General features: G+C 53.5%; 14 protein-coding genes. 9 read left to right on the top strand and 5 right to left on the bottom strand.

Features of this window, described 5'->3' with window-relative positions; genetic code table 11:
- Nucleotides 1-189 precede the first annotated feature (189 nt).
- The 3 genes from INF77_RS11615 to INF77_RS11605 all read left to right on the top strand — a co-directional run bounded on the left by INF77_RS11615 (nt 190) and on the right by INF77_RS11605 (nt 2,852).
- Nucleotides 190-336: a DUF2256 domain-containing protein gene (locus tag INF77_RS11615; RefSeq protein ID WP_072001212.1), complete on the top strand. Its 147-nt coding sequence runs from the start codon at nt 190-192 to the stop codon at nt 334-336.
- On the top strand, nt 333-1,862 hold the full coding sequence (locus tag INF77_RS11610; protein ID WP_193532648.1) for a cryptochrome/photolyase family protein: 1,530 nt from the start codon (nt 333-335) through the stop codon (nt 1,860-1,862). The genes INF77_RS11615 and INF77_RS11610 overlap by 4 nt, the downstream gene beginning before the upstream one ends.
- 90 nt (nt 1,863-1,952) lie before the next feature.
- Nucleotides 1,953-2,852 (top strand): LysR family transcriptional regulator, encoded by a 900-nt coding sequence (locus tag INF77_RS11605; protein ID WP_028013727.1) that lies wholly within the window; start codon nt 1,953-1,955, stop codon nt 2,850-2,852.
- Here INF77_RS11605 and INF77_RS11600 read toward each other — a convergent pair.
- From INF77_RS11600 to INF77_RS11590, 3 genes are all read right to left on the bottom strand, one after another.
- Nucleotides 2,827-3,615 (bottom strand): substrate-binding domain-containing protein, encoded by a 789-nt coding sequence (locus INF77_RS11600; protein ID WP_193532647.1) that lies wholly within the window; start codon nt 3,613-3,615, stop codon nt 2,827-2,829. The genes INF77_RS11605 and INF77_RS11600 overlap by 26 nt on opposite strands.
- On the bottom strand, nt 3,612-4,925 hold the full coding sequence (locus tag INF77_RS11595; RefSeq protein ID WP_192971736.1) for an MFS transporter: 1,314 nt from the start codon (nt 4,923-4,925) through the stop codon (nt 3,612-3,614). Before INF77_RS11595 ends, INF77_RS11600 begins: the two co-directional genes overlap by 4 nt.
- Nucleotides 4,926-5,134: 209 nt before the next feature.
- Complete coding sequence (locus INF77_RS11590) at nt 5,135-5,830, bottom strand: EAL domain-containing protein (protein WP_227413984.1); 696 nt, start codon at nt 5,828-5,830, stop codon at nt 5,135-5,137.
- 962 nt (nt 5,831-6,792) lie between these two features.
- On the opposite strand from INF77_RS11590, the gene INF77_RS11585 reads away from it, so the two are divergent.
- The 6 genes from INF77_RS11585 to INF77_RS11560 all read left to right on the top strand — a co-directional run bounded on the left by INF77_RS11585 (nt 6,793) and on the right by INF77_RS11560 (nt 14,011).
- Nucleotides 6,793-7,611, top strand: coding sequence for a winged helix-turn-helix domain-containing protein (locus tag INF77_RS11585; RefSeq protein WP_157859378.1), 819 nt, complete (start codon nt 6,793-6,795; stop codon nt 7,609-7,611).
- A gap of 418 nt (nt 7,612-8,029) precedes the next feature.
- Complete coding sequence (locus tag INF77_RS11580) at nt 8,030-8,566, top strand: fimbrial protein (RefSeq protein ID WP_047367856.1); 537 nt, start codon at nt 8,030-8,032, stop codon at nt 8,564-8,566.
- 120 nt (nt 8,567-8,686) lie between these two features.
- Complete coding sequence (locus tag INF77_RS11575) at nt 8,687-9,448, top strand: fimbria/pilus periplasmic chaperone (protein WP_193532645.1); 762 nt, start codon at nt 8,687-8,689, stop codon at nt 9,446-9,448.
- A complete protein-coding gene (locus INF77_RS11570) occupies nt 9,432-11,987 on the top strand; it encodes a fimbrial outer membrane usher protein (RefSeq protein WP_370529646.1) in 2,556 nt (851 codons plus the stop codon). Before INF77_RS11575 ends, INF77_RS11570 begins: the two co-directional genes overlap by 17 nt.
- 1 nt (nt 11,988) lies before the next feature.
- Nucleotides 11,989-13,320 (top strand): fimbrial usher protein StbD, encoded by a 1,332-nt coding sequence (gene stbD, locus INF77_RS11565; protein ID WP_136343493.1) that lies wholly within the window; start codon nt 11,989-11,991, stop codon nt 13,318-13,320.
- A 22-nt stretch (nt 13,321-13,342) separates the two neighbouring features.
- Nucleotides 13,343-14,011 carry a fimbria/pilus periplasmic chaperone gene (locus INF77_RS11560; protein WP_227413983.1) on the top strand — a complete coding sequence of 223 codons (669 nt, stop codon included), beginning with the start codon at nt 13,343-13,345 and terminating at the stop codon, nt 14,009-14,011.
- A 153-nt stretch (nt 14,012-14,164) separates the two neighbouring features.
- Here the strand turns inward: INF77_RS11560 and fumA are convergent, their stop codons facing one another.
- Together fumA and INF77_RS11550 are read right to left on the bottom strand one after the other, a co-directional pair.
- Nucleotides 14,165-15,814 (bottom strand): class I fumarate hydratase FumA, encoded by a 1,650-nt coding sequence (gene fumA / locus INF77_RS11555; RefSeq protein WP_193532642.1) that lies wholly within the window; start codon nt 15,812-15,814, stop codon nt 14,165-14,167.
- Nucleotides 15,815-15,867: 53 nt separating this feature from the next.
- Nucleotides 15,868-17,376, bottom strand: coding sequence for an anion permease (locus INF77_RS11550; protein ID WP_193532641.1), 1,509 nt, complete (start codon nt 17,374-17,376; stop codon nt 15,868-15,870).
- Nucleotides 17,377-17,831: the final 455 nt, after the last annotated feature.

Here is a 17,831-nt window from a genome sequence, read left to right as displayed (position 1 = left end):
CGCTTTGCTCGCAAACTCGTCACTTGAACACAAAGGGGAACGTTATCATTGCAACACTTACAGCCCGAATAAACTATCATTTCGTACGTAGCGGTGGGTAGCGCTTTGCAGGCATCACCTTCATTTTGTGACGTCTGTCGTAGCCTTTATCCTCAGGTGGGGTGAATAAATCAGTACGGTATTGAAAAGATGAGCGATTTCAAAGGCAACAAGCAGGACCTGCCCAGTCGGCTGTGTGTGCACTGCCAGCGGCCGATGACGTGGCGCAAAAAATGGGCGAAATGCTGGGATGAGGTCAAATACTGTTCCGAGCGTTGTCGCAGGAGCCATCGTTGACCGAGCTGCGTCTGATCCTGGGCGATCAGCTTAATCCGCATCACAGCTGGTTTGATACCTGCAGTCCGAACGTCATTTCCGTGATGCTGGAGCTGCGGGCGGAAACCGCATACGTGCTGCATCATGCCCAGAAAGTTATCGCTATCTTCGCGGCCATGCGCGCGTTTGCCTCTGCGTTGAAAGAGAAGGGGCATCGGGTAAGGTATGTCCGACTCTCTGACGGTTCAAACCGCGGCGCGCTGGAAGAGAATCTCAACGCGCTTGTTACGCATTACAGCGCCGGCAGGGTGTTGTGGCAGGAGCCCGACGAATGGCGTCTTGATGCGCAGCTGCAGGCGTGGGCGAAAACAGCGTCCTTCGAAACAGCCTGCGTCAGCAGCGAGCATTTTTTCACCCCCCGGGACGCGGTAAGCGCGTTTTTTGCGTCGCGTAAAAGCTGGCGAATGGAATACTTTTATCGGGAAATGCGCCGTCGGCACGGGATTCTCTTGACCTCTGAAGGCGAGCCGGAAGGGGGGAAGTGGAATTATGATGCTGAAAACCGCAGGCGCTGGTCCGGCGAGCCGCCCGCGCCGGGTGACTCGCGCCCCCGCCACGATCGTTCAGCCTTGTGGGCAGAGATCCAACGCTGCGGCGTAAAGACCTTCGGCGAACCGCAGGCCGACAATTTTCGCTGGCCGCTCAACCGTTCGGAAGCCAAAGCCAGTCTGGATGCGTTTATTTCTCACGTGCTCCCGCAGTTTGGAAACTGGCAGGATGCGATGCACGCGGAGGAACCTTTTCTTTTTCATTCGTTAATTTCTTTTGCGCTGAATACCAAAATGCTTAATCCCCGGGAAGTGGTGGCCGCCGCCCAGCAGGCATGGCGTTCTGGCCACGCGCCGCTGCCTGCCGTTGAAGGGTTTATCCGACAAATTCTCGGCTGGCGGGAGTACGTGCGCGGGATCTACTGGTCGCAAATGCCGGGCTATCGCGAGCTGAATGCCCTGGAGCAGCACGCCCCGCTGCCGGACTGGTTCTGGACGGGCAAAACGCAGATGCGCTGCCTGGCGCATGCCGTTGGGCAATCGCTTACCGAGGCTTACGCCCACCATATCCAGCGCCTGATGGTGATCGGGAACTTTAGTCTGCTCAGCGGCCTGTCGCCGCAGGCGGTTCATGAGTGGTATCTGGGGGTCTATATTGATGCGTTTGAATGGGTGGAGCTGCCCAATACTCTCGGCATGAGCCAGTTTGGCGATGGCGGGTTACTGGCCAGTAAGCCCTATGTCTCAAGCGCATCCTACATTCATAAGATGAGTAATTACTGCCAGGGGTGTCGGTATCAGCACAACCAGCGCACCGGAGAGCTGGCGTGCCCGTTCAATGCCCTCTACTGGGATTTCTTTGCGCGCAACCGGGCGCGCCTCGGTAACAATCCCCGCCTGGGCATTGTCTATAAACAGCTTGCGGATATGAAGGAAGAGGAACGGCAGGCGATTGCTGATCAGGCCGGGCGCATTCGCCTCAATCTCAACGACCTCTGACCTATTTCAACACCGCGTCGGTTGCGGAAGGTCAATAAGACGCTATTATTTTTGACTTTGTTGCTTTCCCTGACAGGACATCCAGACGCTATGCCCGTGAATTTCGACCTTAACGATCTCTATGCCTTCAGGGCGTTAGTGGAATACGGTAACTTCCGTGTCGCCGCTGAATCAATCTGCATATCCCAGTCGGCGCTGAGCCGCAGGATCGAAAAGCTGGAAGCCGCGCTGGGAACCAGGCTGTTTGACCGAACCACCCGCCGCGTCGCCCTGACGTTATACGGGCAAAACTTTGCTGAACGCTCAGCACAGCTGCTCGACAACGTAGAATCAATGCTGGCGGATGTCGATAAGGCCAGTGAAGAGCGGACGGGGCTGATTACGGTCGCCGCGGTACCTTCCGCCGCCTGTTATTTTATGCCTGATGTGATCCGTCGCTTTCAGTCCCGCTTTCCGCGCGTTCGCATTAAGCTCATCGACAGCAGCGCGGGGAATGTGATTGACGCCGTGGCCCGAAGCCAGGCGGATTTTGGCATCTGCTTTGCGGGAAACTTGCCGTCTGAAATTGAATTTTTCCCGCTGGTAGAGGATGTCTACGTTGTGGCGTGCAGAAAGGACCACCCGCTGGCGCAGAAGAGCCACCTGACCTGGCAGGCGTTTTACCAGCAGGACTATATCTCCCTTGATAAAACGTCGGGGAACCGCAACCTGCTGGATCGGATGCTGGGGGATATCATTCCCGAGCGCCCCAGCGTCTGCGAAACGCGCCACGTCACCACGATGCTCGGTATGGTAGAGGCGGGGATCGGCATTGCCGCCGTTCCCGCCATGTCGATGCCGACCTCAGAGTACACGCCGCTGACGCATCTGCCGCTGGTGGCGCCGGAAGTTAAACGTACCGTGGGGCTTATCCGGCGCCGGGGGCGCATCCAGTCTTATATCGCGGCTGAACTGGAAAAAGAGATCACCGAGCGGTATCGCCGGACGTAACGGGGATCATCCCCGTCTTCTCGATGACGGCGCGTGAGGGCGGTGAGGCGAGATAGGTCAGCAGCGCTTTCCCCTCGTCAGGATGTTCAGCGTGACGGGTGACCGCGCCTGCGAAGCGCGTGATGTACTGCAGATTATCCGGGATTTTACCGATAAAAGTGACGCCCTGAACCGGCAGCAGCTCGCTCACCTGCTGGAAGCCCACGGCGTATTTCCCTTTTGCCACTTCCGAAGCAACCGGAATGCGTTCGACCATCGTTGCTTTAGCCGCCGCCGCCTTTTCAATCCCTAGTTTCTTGAACAACGTCTGGCTGACATACCTGCCGCTGGCGCTGTCTGAGTAGGCGATGGAGCTGGCCTGAAGCAGCGCGTTACGTAGCGTCGCCTCGCTGCTGATATCAGGGACATCCGCCCCTTTTTTCACCACCATTCCGACGGGAGAGTCCGCAAGTTCCGTTCGCGAACCCGGCTGGGTCTGGCTGGTTTTTTCGAGCTTCGCCAGCGCATCGCCCACCATAATCACCACGTCGGCTTTCTCGCCGCGCGCGAGCCGGTTTGGGATCGCCTGCGGCGTAGCGCCCATTGACGGACCGGGAATAATCACGATGGTATCGCCGGTCTGGCGTTCATATTCCGGTGCCAGCTTTTCAAGGGCGGCTTTGAAACCGCCTGAAATCATCACTTTCACCTCCTGAGCGCAGGCATTGGCGCTCAGGAACGTCAGCATCAGCGCGGTAACGGTATAACGAGAAGTGCGAGTCATGCGGCCTCCTGCGACTTAACGGTGTTTTGCACCGAAACCGCGCGACGACGGTAAAGGTAGAGGGTTGCCAGCAGGGCACACACCGCGGCGAAGCTCATCCAGTAGCCCGGCGAGGCTTTGTCACCGGTGTATTCAATCAGCGCGGTGGACATCACCGGGGTAAAGCCGCCGAAGACCGCCGTTGCGAGGCTGTAAGCCAGAGAGAACCCTGCCACGCGGACTTCAGCGGGCATAATTTCCGTCAGCGCCGGGATCATCGCACCGTTATACAGCCCGTACAGGAAGGAGAGCCACAGCAGCACGCTCAGCATCATGGAGAAGCTTGGCGCATCAGCCAGCAGCGTCAGGGCCGGGTAGCTGCTGGCCAGCGCCAGCAGGGTCATGGCAATCAGCACCGGTTTACGCCCGAAGCGGTCCGACAGGGCGCCGCCCACCGGCAGCCAGATGAAGTTAGAGATCGCCACCAGCAGCGTGACCAGCAGGCTGTCCGAGGCGCTCAGCATCAGCACTTTTTTGCCGAAGGTTGGCGCGTAGACGGTGATCAGGTAGAACGCGGTGGTGGTCATCGCCACCATCAGCATGCCCGCGACCACCACCTGCCAGTTGCCAAGCAGCGTTTTAAAGACCTGACGCATCTCCAGATGATGGCGGCGCGCGCTGAACTCTTCCGTCTCCTCCAGCTTGCGGCGCAGGAAAAAGATAAACGGCACGATTAAACAGCCGAACAGGAACGGGATGCGCCAGCCCCATTCACGAATGGCGCTCTCTTCCATCAGCGCGTTCAGGGCAAAGCCCATCGCCGCGGCGACCATAATGGCAACCTGCTGACTGCCGGACTGCCAGCTGGTATAGAACCCTTTGCGGCCCGGCGTGGCGATTTCAGCGAGATAGACCGAGACGCCTCCAAGCTCCGCACCGGCGGAAAAGCCCTGCAGCAGACGGCCCGTCAGTACCAGCAATGGTGCCCAAAGCCCGATGCTTTGATAGGACGGGATCAGCACGATCAGGAAGGTGCCTGCCGCCATGATGGAAAGCGTCACGATCAGCCCTTTGCGGCGACCCACCTTGTCAATATAAGCCCCCAGCACAATGGCCCCGACTGGACGCATCAAGAAGCCCGCGCCGAAGACGGCAAAGGTCATCATCAGCGACGCAAATTCACTGCTCGCCGGGAAGAACGTGTGGGCGATGTAGGTGGCGTAGAAGCCGAAAAGAAAGAAATCGAATTGTTCAAGAAAGTTGCCGGACGTCACGCGAAGTATCGCGCCCGCCTTAGAGCGTACGGTTGCAGGTGAGGTTGAGGAAAACATGGTTATCTCCAGTTTATTGTTGACGTTTTACGCGTCTGTTTCTGAAAACTGGATCAGTGAGGGAAAATTAATAAGCGCAAATTACACATAAGCTGATGCGTGACATGCATCAATCCTTAATGGTGTAGCTGGATGACTATAATTTACAATAAGTTAACATCTATTTAATTATATGGTTACGATAGGAGGGCGGCATTTTGCTATTACGGTTATGTGACATTGCGCATTTGTCTCTGGACGGTTTGAACCGACGGGGCCTGCACCGCATGGATTTTTTTCTCCGGCCAGTAAAATCCCTGCGCCAGATCGGCCCCCGCCAGCAATGCCGCTCTGACGTCTCCCTGACTCTCAACCCCTTCCGCAAGGACGAACGTTCCGAAACGTCGTGCTTCAGCGATCAGGTGCGCTAAACCCGCGCTATCGTTGCGATACTGCTGGAATGCAGCGCAGTCGAGTTTCACCCCATCGAATTCCAGCCCGCTATCGGCAAGCGTACTGCCATAGTCGCTGAGATAATCATCGAGCCAGACCTCCATACCGGCATGCCGAAGCCGCCGGAGATTTTTATCCAGTAATGCGAGCCTGGTCGCATCAAGACGGGCGATTGCCATTGGGTCCTGAAGCTCAACGACCCCCGGTAAAGGGCCTTGCAGAAGCGCCGCGGTCCCCTCTTCGCTGGCGAGAATGGCTGTGGTGAGGTTAACAAAGAGCTTTACGGTGATTTTTTGACTTTCAAGCATCCTGAGCTGCCACGTTCTCAACTGCAGGAGTTGGGCGGATGAGCACTGTTCAAACCACTCTGTAATATTGACCTCAGTGGGAGGCTCAGACAGCACTTCATATCCACAGAGTTGCCTCGTAGTGAGTGACATTATGGGCTGCAGTCGAATAGTAAAACGTTTCATGACGACGTGAGTGTGCGATTTTATAGGTGATAAATTCTATATCCCTTCCTTTATTTAATGGTGTTAATCTTTGTGAACAGTGTAAAAATAGTTTTTTATACTGGTCTGGATGCCTTTTATCGGCCTGTTTAATGTTTTTCTGCGTCTGTTTATCCCTTGTTCATCATTTGTTGTTTTTGGGTTAAGTTAGTCAGTCTGCTCAGTAGTGTAATTAAAAAAGTCAGAAAGAATTGTAAATATTTAACCGGCCATCAAAGTACAATTGCGCTATTTTTAATCGCCTTAATCACAGGAGCCAAAACGTAAGAACGGAAGGTAATATTGTGGGTATACAGGCGATCTTTTCTTATATCCGGCTGATTTTTCGACAGGTTTGTTGAGGCGAATGAGCGATGTGAGGTCTGAGCTGTATTTGTGAACTGATTTTTAAGGATAAATCTCACCTAAATTTGATTTAGATCAATTTTAAACTGTATTTTCAGTTTTTTCTCACCTTAAAGATGATTCTTGCGATGTATCAAAATAACCACCGCAATGTTTAACTTGTTGAATATTAATGAATTTTACTTTCAGGGTTATAGTGTTGAGTACACGTTCAGCGTTCAGATATGCCCCTTTCTTAATTTAATAATTCTGATTATTCCTGAATATTCCTGATTGCTGAAATAGAGTCGGGTAAGGCGATTAAAATTTATTAATATTTTTCAAGATTAAAATATTAAATTTTTGTTGTTTTTAGTAAATGATGCGATAACTTGTCTATGATACAGTACAAAATTCTGACTATGGGGCCTGCACTGTGTAATGTATCCTGGACTTCGCAAAAAAAATAAACTTAACAAGATGAAAATATTAAAAATGATCTGCGTCACGTGCCCAAGCGAGGTAACGCGTCAGGAGCCATTTCGCGCATGCCCGGAGGAAAACTTACTTAATAAGAGTTTATGCATATGAAATTTATAATGAATAAGCAGATAATATTTGACTCAGATATGAGTACGCTGGGCCTCGAAGGTTCTCAGGATGAGTTGATTCAAATCTCGAACCCTACGAAGAGACTTTTATTGTTGCTTATTGCCCATAAGGGAGAGGCAATAAAAAGGGAAGTAATATTTAAGAAAGTCTGGGACGACTATGGCATGGTTTCCAGCAACAATAATCTTAACCAGTGCGTAAGTAAGTTACGTAAGATTATGAAGAATCTTGGCATGGACGAGGAGGTGATTGTCACCGTACCCAAAATAGGCTTTATGCTCCATCAGCACGTTGACATCGAAAAATGCTCAGAGCCGGTTGACGTCATCATGGGGGCCCCTTCAGAAACCGAAACCGCTTATATTGCCAACGGACGTTTACTAAAAGGCAAAACTGCCGAAAGCAGCGCGGGCGAAGTATCACGCTGGCGTACGATGAAAACAGGAATAGTAAATCAGCTGGTGCTTTTTTTCGCTGTTGTGGCGCTGGGCGGGGCTGCAGGATTCTGGGTTGCCAGTAAGCCCGTTGAACGTAATGAGATTTACATGGGAAATGCTGGCTCCTGTAAGGTCATGATGTCTGAACAGGCGCTGGACAGTATAACCAATCCTGACGTAAAGAAGGTTGTGATGGATTTAGCGGTAAAGCTTAACCCCGTCTGTAAGAGTAATGAGTATGTCCTGATCATCAAAAGCAGTACGTTCAAAACGTATTCTTCCAATCTCTCGCGTCTCTATTTTATGCGTTGCGGCATGTTGAGTGACGGCAAAGAAGAGATATGCTGGGGGTTATTGCCACCACGTTGAGTGCATTATCCTTTATTTTCCCGGTATTCGCCGGGAATTTAATCTTCCCTCCCGATCACCGGTTTAATTCTCCCAGAGAATCAACATCCTTTTCTCATTCAAAATCTTGAGAAAAGCATAATTTCTTTTTTTTCTCCCTCGCTGGCGCATAAGTAATCACTGCAATTATGACGCGACTGGCATAAAAAACTTAATCTCACATTAAATTACCTCATCTGTAGAGTTATAATCTTAAGATTTGCGATTTAATGGTTAATTATTTTTGTAATAGGGATTTTCGTATAGATTTGTTCCTGCAGCTCATCGGGCAGGGTTTACGCGTTCGCCTTTATTTGGCGTTCAATTTCATATGACCGGTTTGTCTGTAAAAAAGGAAGTTTTCATTATCGGTTCAATTGATAAAACAGGAATAAGCGTTATGAACAAGAAAAATATTATTGCGTTAGTTCTGGGGGCGTCACTGGTCTCTGGTGGGGCTTTTGCTGCGTCTGACAACACCATCACCTTCCAGGGGGAGGTGACGGATGAAACCTGTTCAGTTGCCGTAAACGGTAACAGCGCCTCTCCGGTGGTTTTATTGCCAACGGTCAGCGCCTCCGATCTTGCCGCCAGCGGTGATACCGTGGGATCGGTCACGTTTGATATCGGGGTAAGCGGCTGCACGGGCAACGCCAGTGGGGAAACGAAAATCTCGACGGTGTTTGTCGGTAATCAGGTGACGTCTAACGGCAACCTTGGCAACACCGGCACCGCGAAGAACGTTGAAGTCCAGATCCTGGATACCGCCAATGCCGTTGTGAACCTGAGCAATGGCTTTACCGGTAATGGCGACCTCAAGCTGGCCGCGAACCAGACGGACGCCTCCGCTACCTATACCGCGCAGTATTACGCCAACGCAGCGGCGACGGCGGGTACGGTAGAGGCCACGCTGCAATATGCCGTTTCCTATCAGTAACAGGCCGCACTGGAACTAACGTGTGCACGTTTTGCAGGATGCAAACGTGCACATTCCACTCAGCGCATTGCAGTCAGGGTCTCGCCACACCAGGTTCATTCGACCCGGGAGTTGTTAATAATGATAAGCGCACATCTTCAGCGTATCGCTCAGTACCTGACTTATTTGATATGTGTACTGATGCTGGCAAACACCGCATCCGCAAGCGTCACGATACTGGGCAGCCGGATTATTTATCCTGCCGGGGCCTCGTCCGTTGACGTCCAGCTCAAGAATAATGATGACATTCCTTACGTGATTCAAACCTGGTTTGACGAAGGTAATGTTAACGCGACTCCAGCTGAGGGCGCGAAAATCCCTTTTCTGACGACCCCTCCCGTGTTTCGAATCCAGGCGAAAGCGGGACAAGTTATCCGCGTGACCCATACCGGCGCGCGCGATTTACCGCAGGATCGGGAATCCCTGTACTGGTTCAATGCGCTCCAGGTCCCACCCTCGAATCTCGAGAGTGAAAAAGGGCAGAACAGAATGCTGGTCATGCTACGCACCCGGGTAAAAGTGATTTACCGGCCAGCCGGCATTGGCTCCCCAAAAAATCAGCTGAACGGGCTGCGGGTCAACACCACTTTCGATGCGCAAAAGGGATATGGGATTTCGATAGAGAACCCGCAGCCGTGGTATGCGTCATTAACCCTCATTGAGGCTGAGGCGGGGGGGGAAAAGCATACCCTCACTGCTGATACGGTAGCGCCTTTCGATCGTCAAACGTTTTGGTTTAACAACTGGAAAACCAAAACCGTGGGAAACGGTACGGTCAGGGTATGGCTTGTTAACGATCAGGGAGCACGGATCAATGGGCAATACCCTGTCTCGTACCCCTGAATTTCGTCGCAATCTGCTGGCGCTGTGTATCTCGTTGAACTGCACGGGGCTGGTGGAGGCGAAAGAATATGTTTTTGACTCTTCACTGCTGCAGGGTTCGTCCTGGGGCATGGATCTGGAGCAGTTTAACCGGCATCAGGTCGCACCTGGACGTTATCTGGTGGATGTATACGTCAACAATACGCTGGTGAAAAGCGAAGAAAAGATCGTCTTCCGCGCTAAAGCAGATGGCCGCGATCCTGAACCGTGTCTGGGCAAATCGCTCATGCAGGCCGCAAAACTGAAAGCAGCAGACCGCGATGAGGGGACAGCGTGTCGCCTTTTGAGTGAGTGGGCTGAACATGCAACCTGGCTGTTTGACCAGGCCTCACTGCGCCTTCAGCTGGCTATCCCGATGACGGAACTCCAGCGTACGCCTCGCGGCTATATTCCGCTAAGTGAATGGGACGCGGGTATGGCGGCGATCTTTTTGCGGCATAACACCCGCTACACGTTCACGGAAAATACAGACACTCGCTACCGCTATCACTATTTATGGAGCGGCATCAATGCCGGAACCAACCTTGGGCTGTGGCAGGTTCGACATCAGGGAAACCTGCGCTATGCGGACAGCAGCATAAGTGGAAGCGATTCGAGTTATAACGCCGTTCGAACCTGGGTACAGCGTCCCATCGAACCGATCGATAGCGTGCTGGCGCTGGGGGATAACTATACCGACAGCAGCCTCTTTGGCAGCCTCTCGTTCAATGGGGTGAAACTGGCAACCGATGAACGCATGTGGCCGCAGGGGAAGAGGGGCTATGCTCCGGAAGTCAGGGGCGTTGCATCCAGCAGCGCACACGTGGTGATTAAGCAGCTAAATAACGTCATTTATGAAACCAACGTTCCGCCTGGACCATTCGTTATCAATGACTTATACAACACCCGCAGTCAGGGGGATCTTGAGGTTGAGGTCATTGAGGCCAGCGGAAAAACATCCCGTTTTACCGTGCCTTATTCCGCTGTGCCTGATTCCGTGCGTCCGGGCAACTGGCAATACGGTCTCTCATTCGGACGCGTTCGTCAGTACTACAGTATTGAAAACACCTTCATGGAAGGCGTGTTACAGCGAGGACTGAGCAATGAAGTCACCAGCAACCTCGGCCTGCGCGTGGCAAAGGACTACACGGCTTTTCTGGCAGGGGGCGTACTGGCGACTGAAATTGGTGCAATTGGTCTGAATGCCACCTGGTCTGATGCCCTGGTTGAAAATGATGACCGGCAGCAGGGATGGCGTGCTGAAATCAGCTACAGCAAAACGTTTACGGCAGGCACTAACCTCGTGCTTGCCGCATACCGCTATTCGACGAGTGGTTATCGCGATCTGGAGGATGTGCTGGGCGTTCGCCGCCAGCAGAAAAGCGGTACGGAGTACTATTCAGACACCCTGCATCAGCGCAATCGACTGACGGCGACGGTCAGCCAGCCGATGGGAAGCTGGGGGGTACTTAATTTGAGTGCCAGCACGGCGGATTACTATAGCAATCAGTCGCGTATGACCCAGCTGCAGCTGGGCTACAGCAATCAGTGGCGACGAATTAGCTATGGGATGAACGTAGCCAGACAACGGACGAGCTGGGACTACGGACGCTTTTATACCAGTACCCGCGAGCCGGTTGATGACAGTTCAAAGGAGAAATACACCGAAAATACCGTCTCCTTCAACGTGTCGGTCCCCCTGGACTGGGGCAGCAACCTGGCGTCGGTGGCTTACAACTACAACCAGTCGCGCGCCAGCCGCTCCTCGACCGTATCGCTAACCGGCACGGCAGGGGACGGTCGTGACAGATCGTACTCCGTGTACGGCGGATATGAACGTTATCGGGATGGGAGCAGCGGTAACGCCACGACGTTTGGTGGAAACGTCCAGGAAAATACCCGCGTGGGGTCCATACAGGCCAGCTATGACCAGGGGGATAACTACCGGCAGGCAGGGCTTGGTGCATCCGGAACACTGGTGCTACATCCGGGAGGATTAACGCTCGGGCCGTATACCAGCGACACGTTCGCACTGGTACACGCCGATGGTGCCCAGGGTGCGCGCGTGCAGAACGGACAGGGGGCGACTATTGACGCGTTTGGCTACGCCATTCTGCCGTCGCTTTCCCCTTACCGTAGCAACAACGTCAGCCTCGACTCGCGCACTATGATGGCGGATGCCGAACTGAAAGGTGGAAGTCAGCGCGTCGTGCCCTATGCGGGGGCAGTGGTCCGGGTGGACTTTGCCACGCTGAAAGGCAAAGCCGTTCTCATTACTCTCAGTACCCGTGACGGAGAACTACCGCCAATGGGGGCGGAGGTGCGGGATACCGAGGGAACATTGATTGGCATGGTGGGGCAGGGGGGCCAAATTTATGCCCGCGTCCCGGAAGCCTCCGGTGTGTTGCGCGTGAAATGGGGCAAAGAGCGCGACCAGCGCTGCCGTGTGCCGTATCAAATTACCGGGCGAAACGCAGAGCCGTTGGTTTACCTGAGCCAGATATGTGAAAAGGAAAATTAAAATGCAGGACAGGTTAAAACATTTTCTGGTGCTGGGGCTGTTTTTGCTGATAAGCCAGCCCGGGTGGGCAAACTGCATCAGGGTGACCAGCACGTCATCACTCTCCAGCATGGCCATCGCGGCTGGGTATACTGCCGCCGACTGGTCGGGTGCATGTGATACCTGCCATGGCAATATTGGGCTGCCGGCGGTAATCAGTATCAACAGCGGCACTAACTTTCAGCCGTCGGGAACGTTGCTTGCCAGCGCGGTGGGCAATTTTTTAACGGCAGCGACTAATAAAACCTATGCCAGTAATCAAATTCTGTTCCGCTGCGCCCTGTCTGACGCCGGAAGTTTATATGAAATGTATGCCACCAACGGCGATAACGCCTATACCGGCATGTATGCCTCCGCTGAAATTGAGGGTGCGTATTATGATGTCGCAAAAAACGTCGCGGTAAGAATGACCAATCTCAGCACCGGGGAATATTACAGCCGCTACTGGAAGCAAAGACAAATCACCTCGGCAGACTGGTATCAGGATGGAACCTATATTTACATTCCAGCCAGCGCATTCAGCAATGTGCTGTATGAAATGTATAAGATTTCATCCACCACCTATTATCTTAACGCCAGCAATTACTATAAAGATGCCTATACCCAACCGCGAGGCTATATAGCCTTTAAAGGCCCCGGGCTGGCATCAAATTCAATCGTGGTGGGCCAGGATAGCGCGATTTATTATTATGGCTGGTATACAAACTGGCCCGGCGCATGGAGTACCTACAATGCCGTGACCTACGTCCGTGGTGCACTATGTCAGGTTAAAGACTATCCCGCCGTTGTGCTTTTACCCACCGTCAGCTCCGCCGCGTTGCAGGCCGGAGGTACCAGTCAGGCTCCGTTCTCGGTCAGCCTCGAGTGCGAGTCAGGCGCGGTTTCCGGTACCGCCACGTCCACGGCAAGCAAGGCAAACGTGGCCATGGGCTTTTTAGTCAACCAGCCCGTTGCTGTCAGTGCTGCACAAGGGCTGGGGCTGGTGACCAGTGGTGGGGGTCTAACCTGGCTACTGGATTCGCATTACGGTAACAGCGGCGTGGCTTCTGGCGTGGGTATAAAAATCCTTAACCGGAGTGGGACGGCAATCAATTTGTTACCCGACAGAAGCATAACCGGCACGGGAAACTCGCGCGGCTGGTATGCGTATCAGGATCTTACCAGCCTGACGTCGACGGGGGCGGTAAACACCTATACCGGTGATTTTACCGCATCATTAGAGGCCCTCAGTGGGCAAACTGTGACGCCAGGTACGGTTAATGCGCAATTACAAGTCGTTGTTAATTTCCAGTAGGCTTGCTCTGGCAGGCTTGCTGATGACGTGCCTCATCGCTGAGGCCTATGCCGTGGTTAACGTCGATCGGACTCGTGTGATTTTCAGCGCAGGTGAAATGGCTCAGTCGCTGAATCTCTCTAACGATGGTGAAACGCCAGCCATAATTCAGGTCTGGACGGACACGGGCGATCCGCTGGTGCCGCCGGACAAAGTCAGCACGCCGATTGTGTCTACTCCTCCGGTTTTCAAAATGTTGCCGAAGGAGATTCGTTCCTTGCGTTTGCTGCTTACGGCACGTCAGGGGCTGCCGAACGATCGGGAAAGCGTCTTTTGGCTGAATATTTTCCAGATCCAGCCTGAGAGTGAGCGGACCCGGCAGAACGCGCAAAAGTTAATTCTGCCGTTACGCTTAAGGATGAAGGTCTTTATTCGTCCTGCCGACATCGGCGATCCTGATGCTCTTCAGTATCAGACGCTTCAGTTCAGCGCTCAGGATACGCGGTTAATCATTACTAACCCGACGCCCTGGAATATCAGCCTCAACGTGGAAATACCCGGGCACAGGCCGCTGACCAATATTATGGTTTCGCCACGGGCGGAAAAGGTGATTTTGCCTGATAAGCCACTCTTGCCGGGAGAAACGGTAGCCTATCGTGTGATTACCGACGACGGTAATTATCTCAATTATCAGGCCGTTGTTCGACAATAGCATGCGGCGTTAGCATATATTGAAAAACTAAAATGAAGAAAAAGCGTTTGTATGGTGTGTATGGAGAATAAGAAAACTATTCTCCATACAGGGCAGCGACAGCAGGAGTTAATTAACGAGTTGCTGTCGCTGCTGCTGGCGATATGGAAAATCTCAGCGCTGTGAACAGCCTTTGCACTGCTTGTTCTGGATCTGCTGGAAGAAGTCGTTGCCTTTGTCATCCACCAGAATAAACGCCGGGAAGTTCTCCACCTCAATTTTCCAGATCGCTTCCATACCCAACTCAGGATAGGCCACACACTCCAGGCTCTTGATGCTGTTTTGCGCCAGCACCGCCGCCGGGCCGCCGATGCTGCCCAGGTAGAAGCCGCCGTGCTTATGGCAGGCGTCGGTCACCTGCTGGCTGCGGTTGCCTTTCGCGAGCATGATCATGCTCGCGCCGTGGGATTGAAGCAGGTCGACATACGAGTCCATGCGCCCCGCCGTGGTCGGGCCGAGTGAGCCAGACGCGTAGCCTTCCGGGGTTTTTGCCGGACCCGCATAGTAAATCGGATGATCTTTGACGTACTGCGGCAGCGCTTCGCCGTTATCCAGCAGCTCTTTAAGCTTCGCATGGGCAATGTCGCGCGCCACGATAATGGTGCCGTTCAGCGACAGGCGGGTAGAGACCGGGTGCGCGGAAAGCTGCGCCAGGATCTCGTTCATCGGCTTGTTCAGGTTGATGCTCACCACATCGCCTTCGCCCTGCTGACGCAGGGATTCAGGAATATACTGACCCGGGTTGTGCTCAAGCTTCTCAATCCAGATCCCGTCGCGGTTGATCTTCGCCTTGATGTTGCGGTCAGCGGAGCAGGAGACCCCCATGCCGATTGGGCAGGAGGCACCGTGGCGTGGCAGGCGGATCACGCGGATATCGTGGGCGAAGTATTTCCCGCCAAACTGCGCGCCTAGGCCGAGATTCTGTGCTTCCTGGAGCAGTTCCTGTTCGAGCTGAACGTCGCGGAACGCCTGGCCGTGCTCGTTGCCTTCGGTTGGCAGCGCGTCGTAGTAGCGGGTGGAGGCGAGCTTCACGGTTTTCAGCGTGGCTTCCGCTGAGGTGCCGCCGATAACAAACGCGATATGGTACGGCGGGCAGGCTGCGGTCCCCAGGGTATGCATCTTCTCAACCAGGTAGTTTTTCAGCTTCGCCGGGGTAATCAGCGCTTTGGTTTCCTGGTAGAGATAGGTTTTGTTGGCAGAGCCGCCGCCCTTCGCCATGCACAGGAATTTATACTCGTCACCGTCGACGCTGTAGAGGTCAATCTGTGCGGGCAGGTTAGTGCCGGTATTCACCTCTTTATACATATCCAGCGCCGCATTTTGCGAGTAGCGCAGGTTGTCTTCAATATAGGTGTTATACACGCCCTGGCTCAGGGCCGCTTCGTCACCGCCGCCGGTCCAGACGCGCTGGCCTTTCTTACCCATAATGATTACCGTGCCGGTATCCTGGCAGGTTGGCAGCACGCCCTTGGCGGCGATTTCCGAGTTGCGCAGGAACTGCAGGGCCACGTACTTATCGTTCTCGCTGGCTTCCGGGTCGTTAAGAATGGCGGCAACCTGCTTCTGGTGGGAAGGACGCAGCATAAATGCGGCGTCGTGGAAGGCCTGCTGCGCCAGCAGGGTCAGGGCTTCGGGCTCCACCTTCAGCACTTCCTGGCCGTCGAATTCGGCAACGGAGACATGCTCGTTGGTCAGCAGGTAGTATTCGGTGTCGTCATGCGAAAGAGGGAAGGGGTTCTGATAAAAAAACGGTTTATTCGACATAGTATTGCTCCACAAAAATAAAACCGCCGAAGGAGAAGTCCGGCGGTCAGGAATCAGAACATCATGGACATCCACGGATAGCCAATCAGCAGCAGGGCCGCCAGGAAGATGGCACCAAAGATGGTGCCGAGGCGCCAGTAGTCTTTGGTTGGCAGGTAGCCGCTACCGTAGTAAATCGGGCTTGGGCCAGTACCGTACGGGGTGATGATCCCCATCACGCCCAGCGAGGTCACCATCAGCAGAACGAACACTTCCATATTCATGCCCGGAATGGTGGAGGCGATGGTCAGCATCGCTGGCAGCAGCGCCGTGGTGTGCGCGGTGGTGCTGGCAAACAGGTAGTGCAGCAGGTAGAACGCCAGCAGCAGGACGATGGTCGCCACGCCCGGAGAGATACCGCTCATCAGCAGGCCGCCTTCTTTACCTAACCAGCTGATAAAGCCGGTAGAGGAGAGGCCATCCGCCAGCGCCACCAGGGTGGCGAACCAGACGAAGGTGTTCCACGCCGCTTTGTTGCCGGTGATATCGTTCCACTCCAGCACGCCGGCCCACAGCATCAGGCCGACGATGAGCAGGGCCGCCATCGCGGGTTCAATCCACGCGGCGGCGAAGATCCACATCAGCAGCGCGCAGCATACGAACACCAACAGAAGGATCTCATTGCGCGACAGTTTGCCCAGTTTTTCCAGTTCACGGGTCGCCCACAGCGGCACTTCGTTGTTCACCTTCACTTCTGGCGGGTAGAACCAGTAGGCCAGCAGCGGCATGGTCAGGATCAGCAGGATGCCCAGCGGCAGGAAGGCCAGGAACCAGGTCCCCCAGGAGATGTCGATCCCAACCGTACTTTTCACCAGCGCCAGGGCCAGCAGGTTCGGCGCAAGGGCGGAGAGGAACATTGAGCTGGTGATACAGGCCGCGGTGATCGCCACCCACATCAGGTACGAACCTATCTTACGCGCGCTTGGGTCGTTGGGTTTTGAACCGTACAGCGGCGGCAGGTTAGCGATGATCGGGTAGATGGTCCCACCGCTGCGCGCGGTGTTGGACGGTGTGAACGGTGCCAGCAGCAGGTCCGCAAACGTAATCGCGTAACCGAGCGTCAGGCTGCGACGGCCAAGGTACTTCACCAGAATCAGCGCCAGACGGCGGCCGAAGCGGGTTTTGTCATAGCCTGCGGCGAACATAAAGGCACCGAAAATCAGCCAGACGGTGGAGTTACCAAACCCGCTCACTGCCCACTTAAAGGAGGCGCCCGCCAGCTTGAATTTCGGGTCAGCCAGCTGTTCAGGGCTGAACAGCACCCATCGGCTGCACAGGGCAATGGCGACCACGCCGGTCAGGCCGATCACCGCGCCCGGCAGGGGTTCGAAGATAAGACCGACGATCACGCCGACGAAGATGGCGAAGTAGTGCCACGCGTAAGGAGGCAGTCCTTCCGGTACCGGAACAAACAGCAGCAGTACGGCGACGATGACGGGCAGTGCCATCATCAGCAGACGTTTTGCGTTTCCATTTGATGCCTGGTTCGCCACAGGGGGCGTTACAGCAGTTTTTGTATTCATAGTTTCACGTCTTAAGTTGTCAAAAATTCGGTCGCACTGAAAATTCAAAATTGCTTTCTTAAGTTTCTTTGCTTTTTTTAGTTATTAAAGGTGCGTTTTTGTATTTTCAGTAATAGCGATTTAACGCTTTTTTGTGTGCGTTAAATTAAAAAATGATGATGTTTTTATATTGCGCTTTTAAATGCCATGACTATTGATCGAGATCAAAAAAACAGAATTGCAGCGTTATTTTTATGCTTTTATTAATAACACTCTGGCGTATGTGGTTATTATCTTTGTTGCGGGTTTATTTTATCATTTCTGTAACAATTTGAATTTTTTATAATTCCTATTTAGTTGATTTTAAAGGGTGTTTTTGGTTTTTGGTGTAATGGTTTTACCATTTTTTATTTAACGTATTTTAAAATATTGTGAATGCCAGAATGACAATCGCTAACACCAATGTATTATTAGTG

Source organism: Enterobacter cloacae complex sp. P1B, from assembly GCF_014982345.1.
GTDB classification, from domain to species: Bacteria; Pseudomonadota; Gammaproteobacteria; order Enterobacterales; family Enterobacteriaceae; genus Enterobacter; species Enterobacter bugandensis.
This window is presented reverse-complemented; position numbering and strand designations above follow the sequence as displayed.

What these genes read in the sequence shown, in the direction of transcription:
- INF77_RS11615 (WP_072001212.1), top strand. Translation starts at nt 190, where the DNA reads ATGAGCGATTTCAAAGGCAACAAGCAGGACCTGCCCAGTCGGCTGTGT.
- INF77_RS11605 (WP_028013727.1), top strand. Translation starts at nt 1,953, where the DNA reads ATGCCCGTGAATTTCGACCTTAACGATCTCTATGCCTTCAGGGCGTTA.
- INF77_RS11600 (WP_193532647.1), bottom strand. Translation starts at nt 3,615, where the DNA reads ATGACTCGCACTTCTCGTTATACCGTTACCGCGCTGATGCTGACGTTC.
- INF77_RS11595 (WP_192971736.1), bottom strand. Translation starts at nt 4,925, where the DNA reads ATGTTTTCCTCAACCTCACCTGCAACCGTACGCTCTAAGGCGGGCGCG.
- INF77_RS11590 (WP_227413984.1), bottom strand. Translation starts at nt 5,830, where the DNA reads ATGAAACGTTTTACTATTCGACTGCAGCCCATAATGTCACTCACTACG.
- INF77_RS11585 (WP_157859378.1), top strand. Translation starts at nt 6,793, where the DNA reads ATGAATAAGCAGATAATATTTGACTCAGATATGAGTACGCTGGGCCTC.
- INF77_RS11580 (WP_047367856.1), top strand. Translation starts at nt 8,030, where the DNA reads ATGAACAAGAAAAATATTATTGCGTTAGTTCTGGGGGCGTCACTGGTC.
- INF77_RS11575 (WP_193532645.1), top strand. Translation starts at nt 8,687, where the DNA reads ATGATAAGCGCACATCTTCAGCGTATCGCTCAGTACCTGACTTATTTG.
- stbD (WP_136343493.1), top strand. Translation starts at nt 11,989, where the DNA reads ATGCAGGACAGGTTAAAACATTTTCTGGTGCTGGGGCTGTTTTTGCTG.
- INF77_RS11560 (WP_227413983.1), top strand. Translation starts at nt 13,343, where the DNA reads ATGACGTGCCTCATCGCTGAGGCCTATGCCGTGGTTAACGTCGATCGG.
- fumA (WP_193532642.1), bottom strand. Translation starts at nt 15,814, where the DNA reads ATGTCGAATAAACCGTTTTTTTATCAGAACCCCTTCCCTCTTTCGCAT.
- INF77_RS11550 (WP_193532641.1), bottom strand. Translation starts at nt 17,376, where the DNA reads ATGAATACAAAAACTGCTGTAACGCCCCCTGTGGCGAACCAGGCATCA.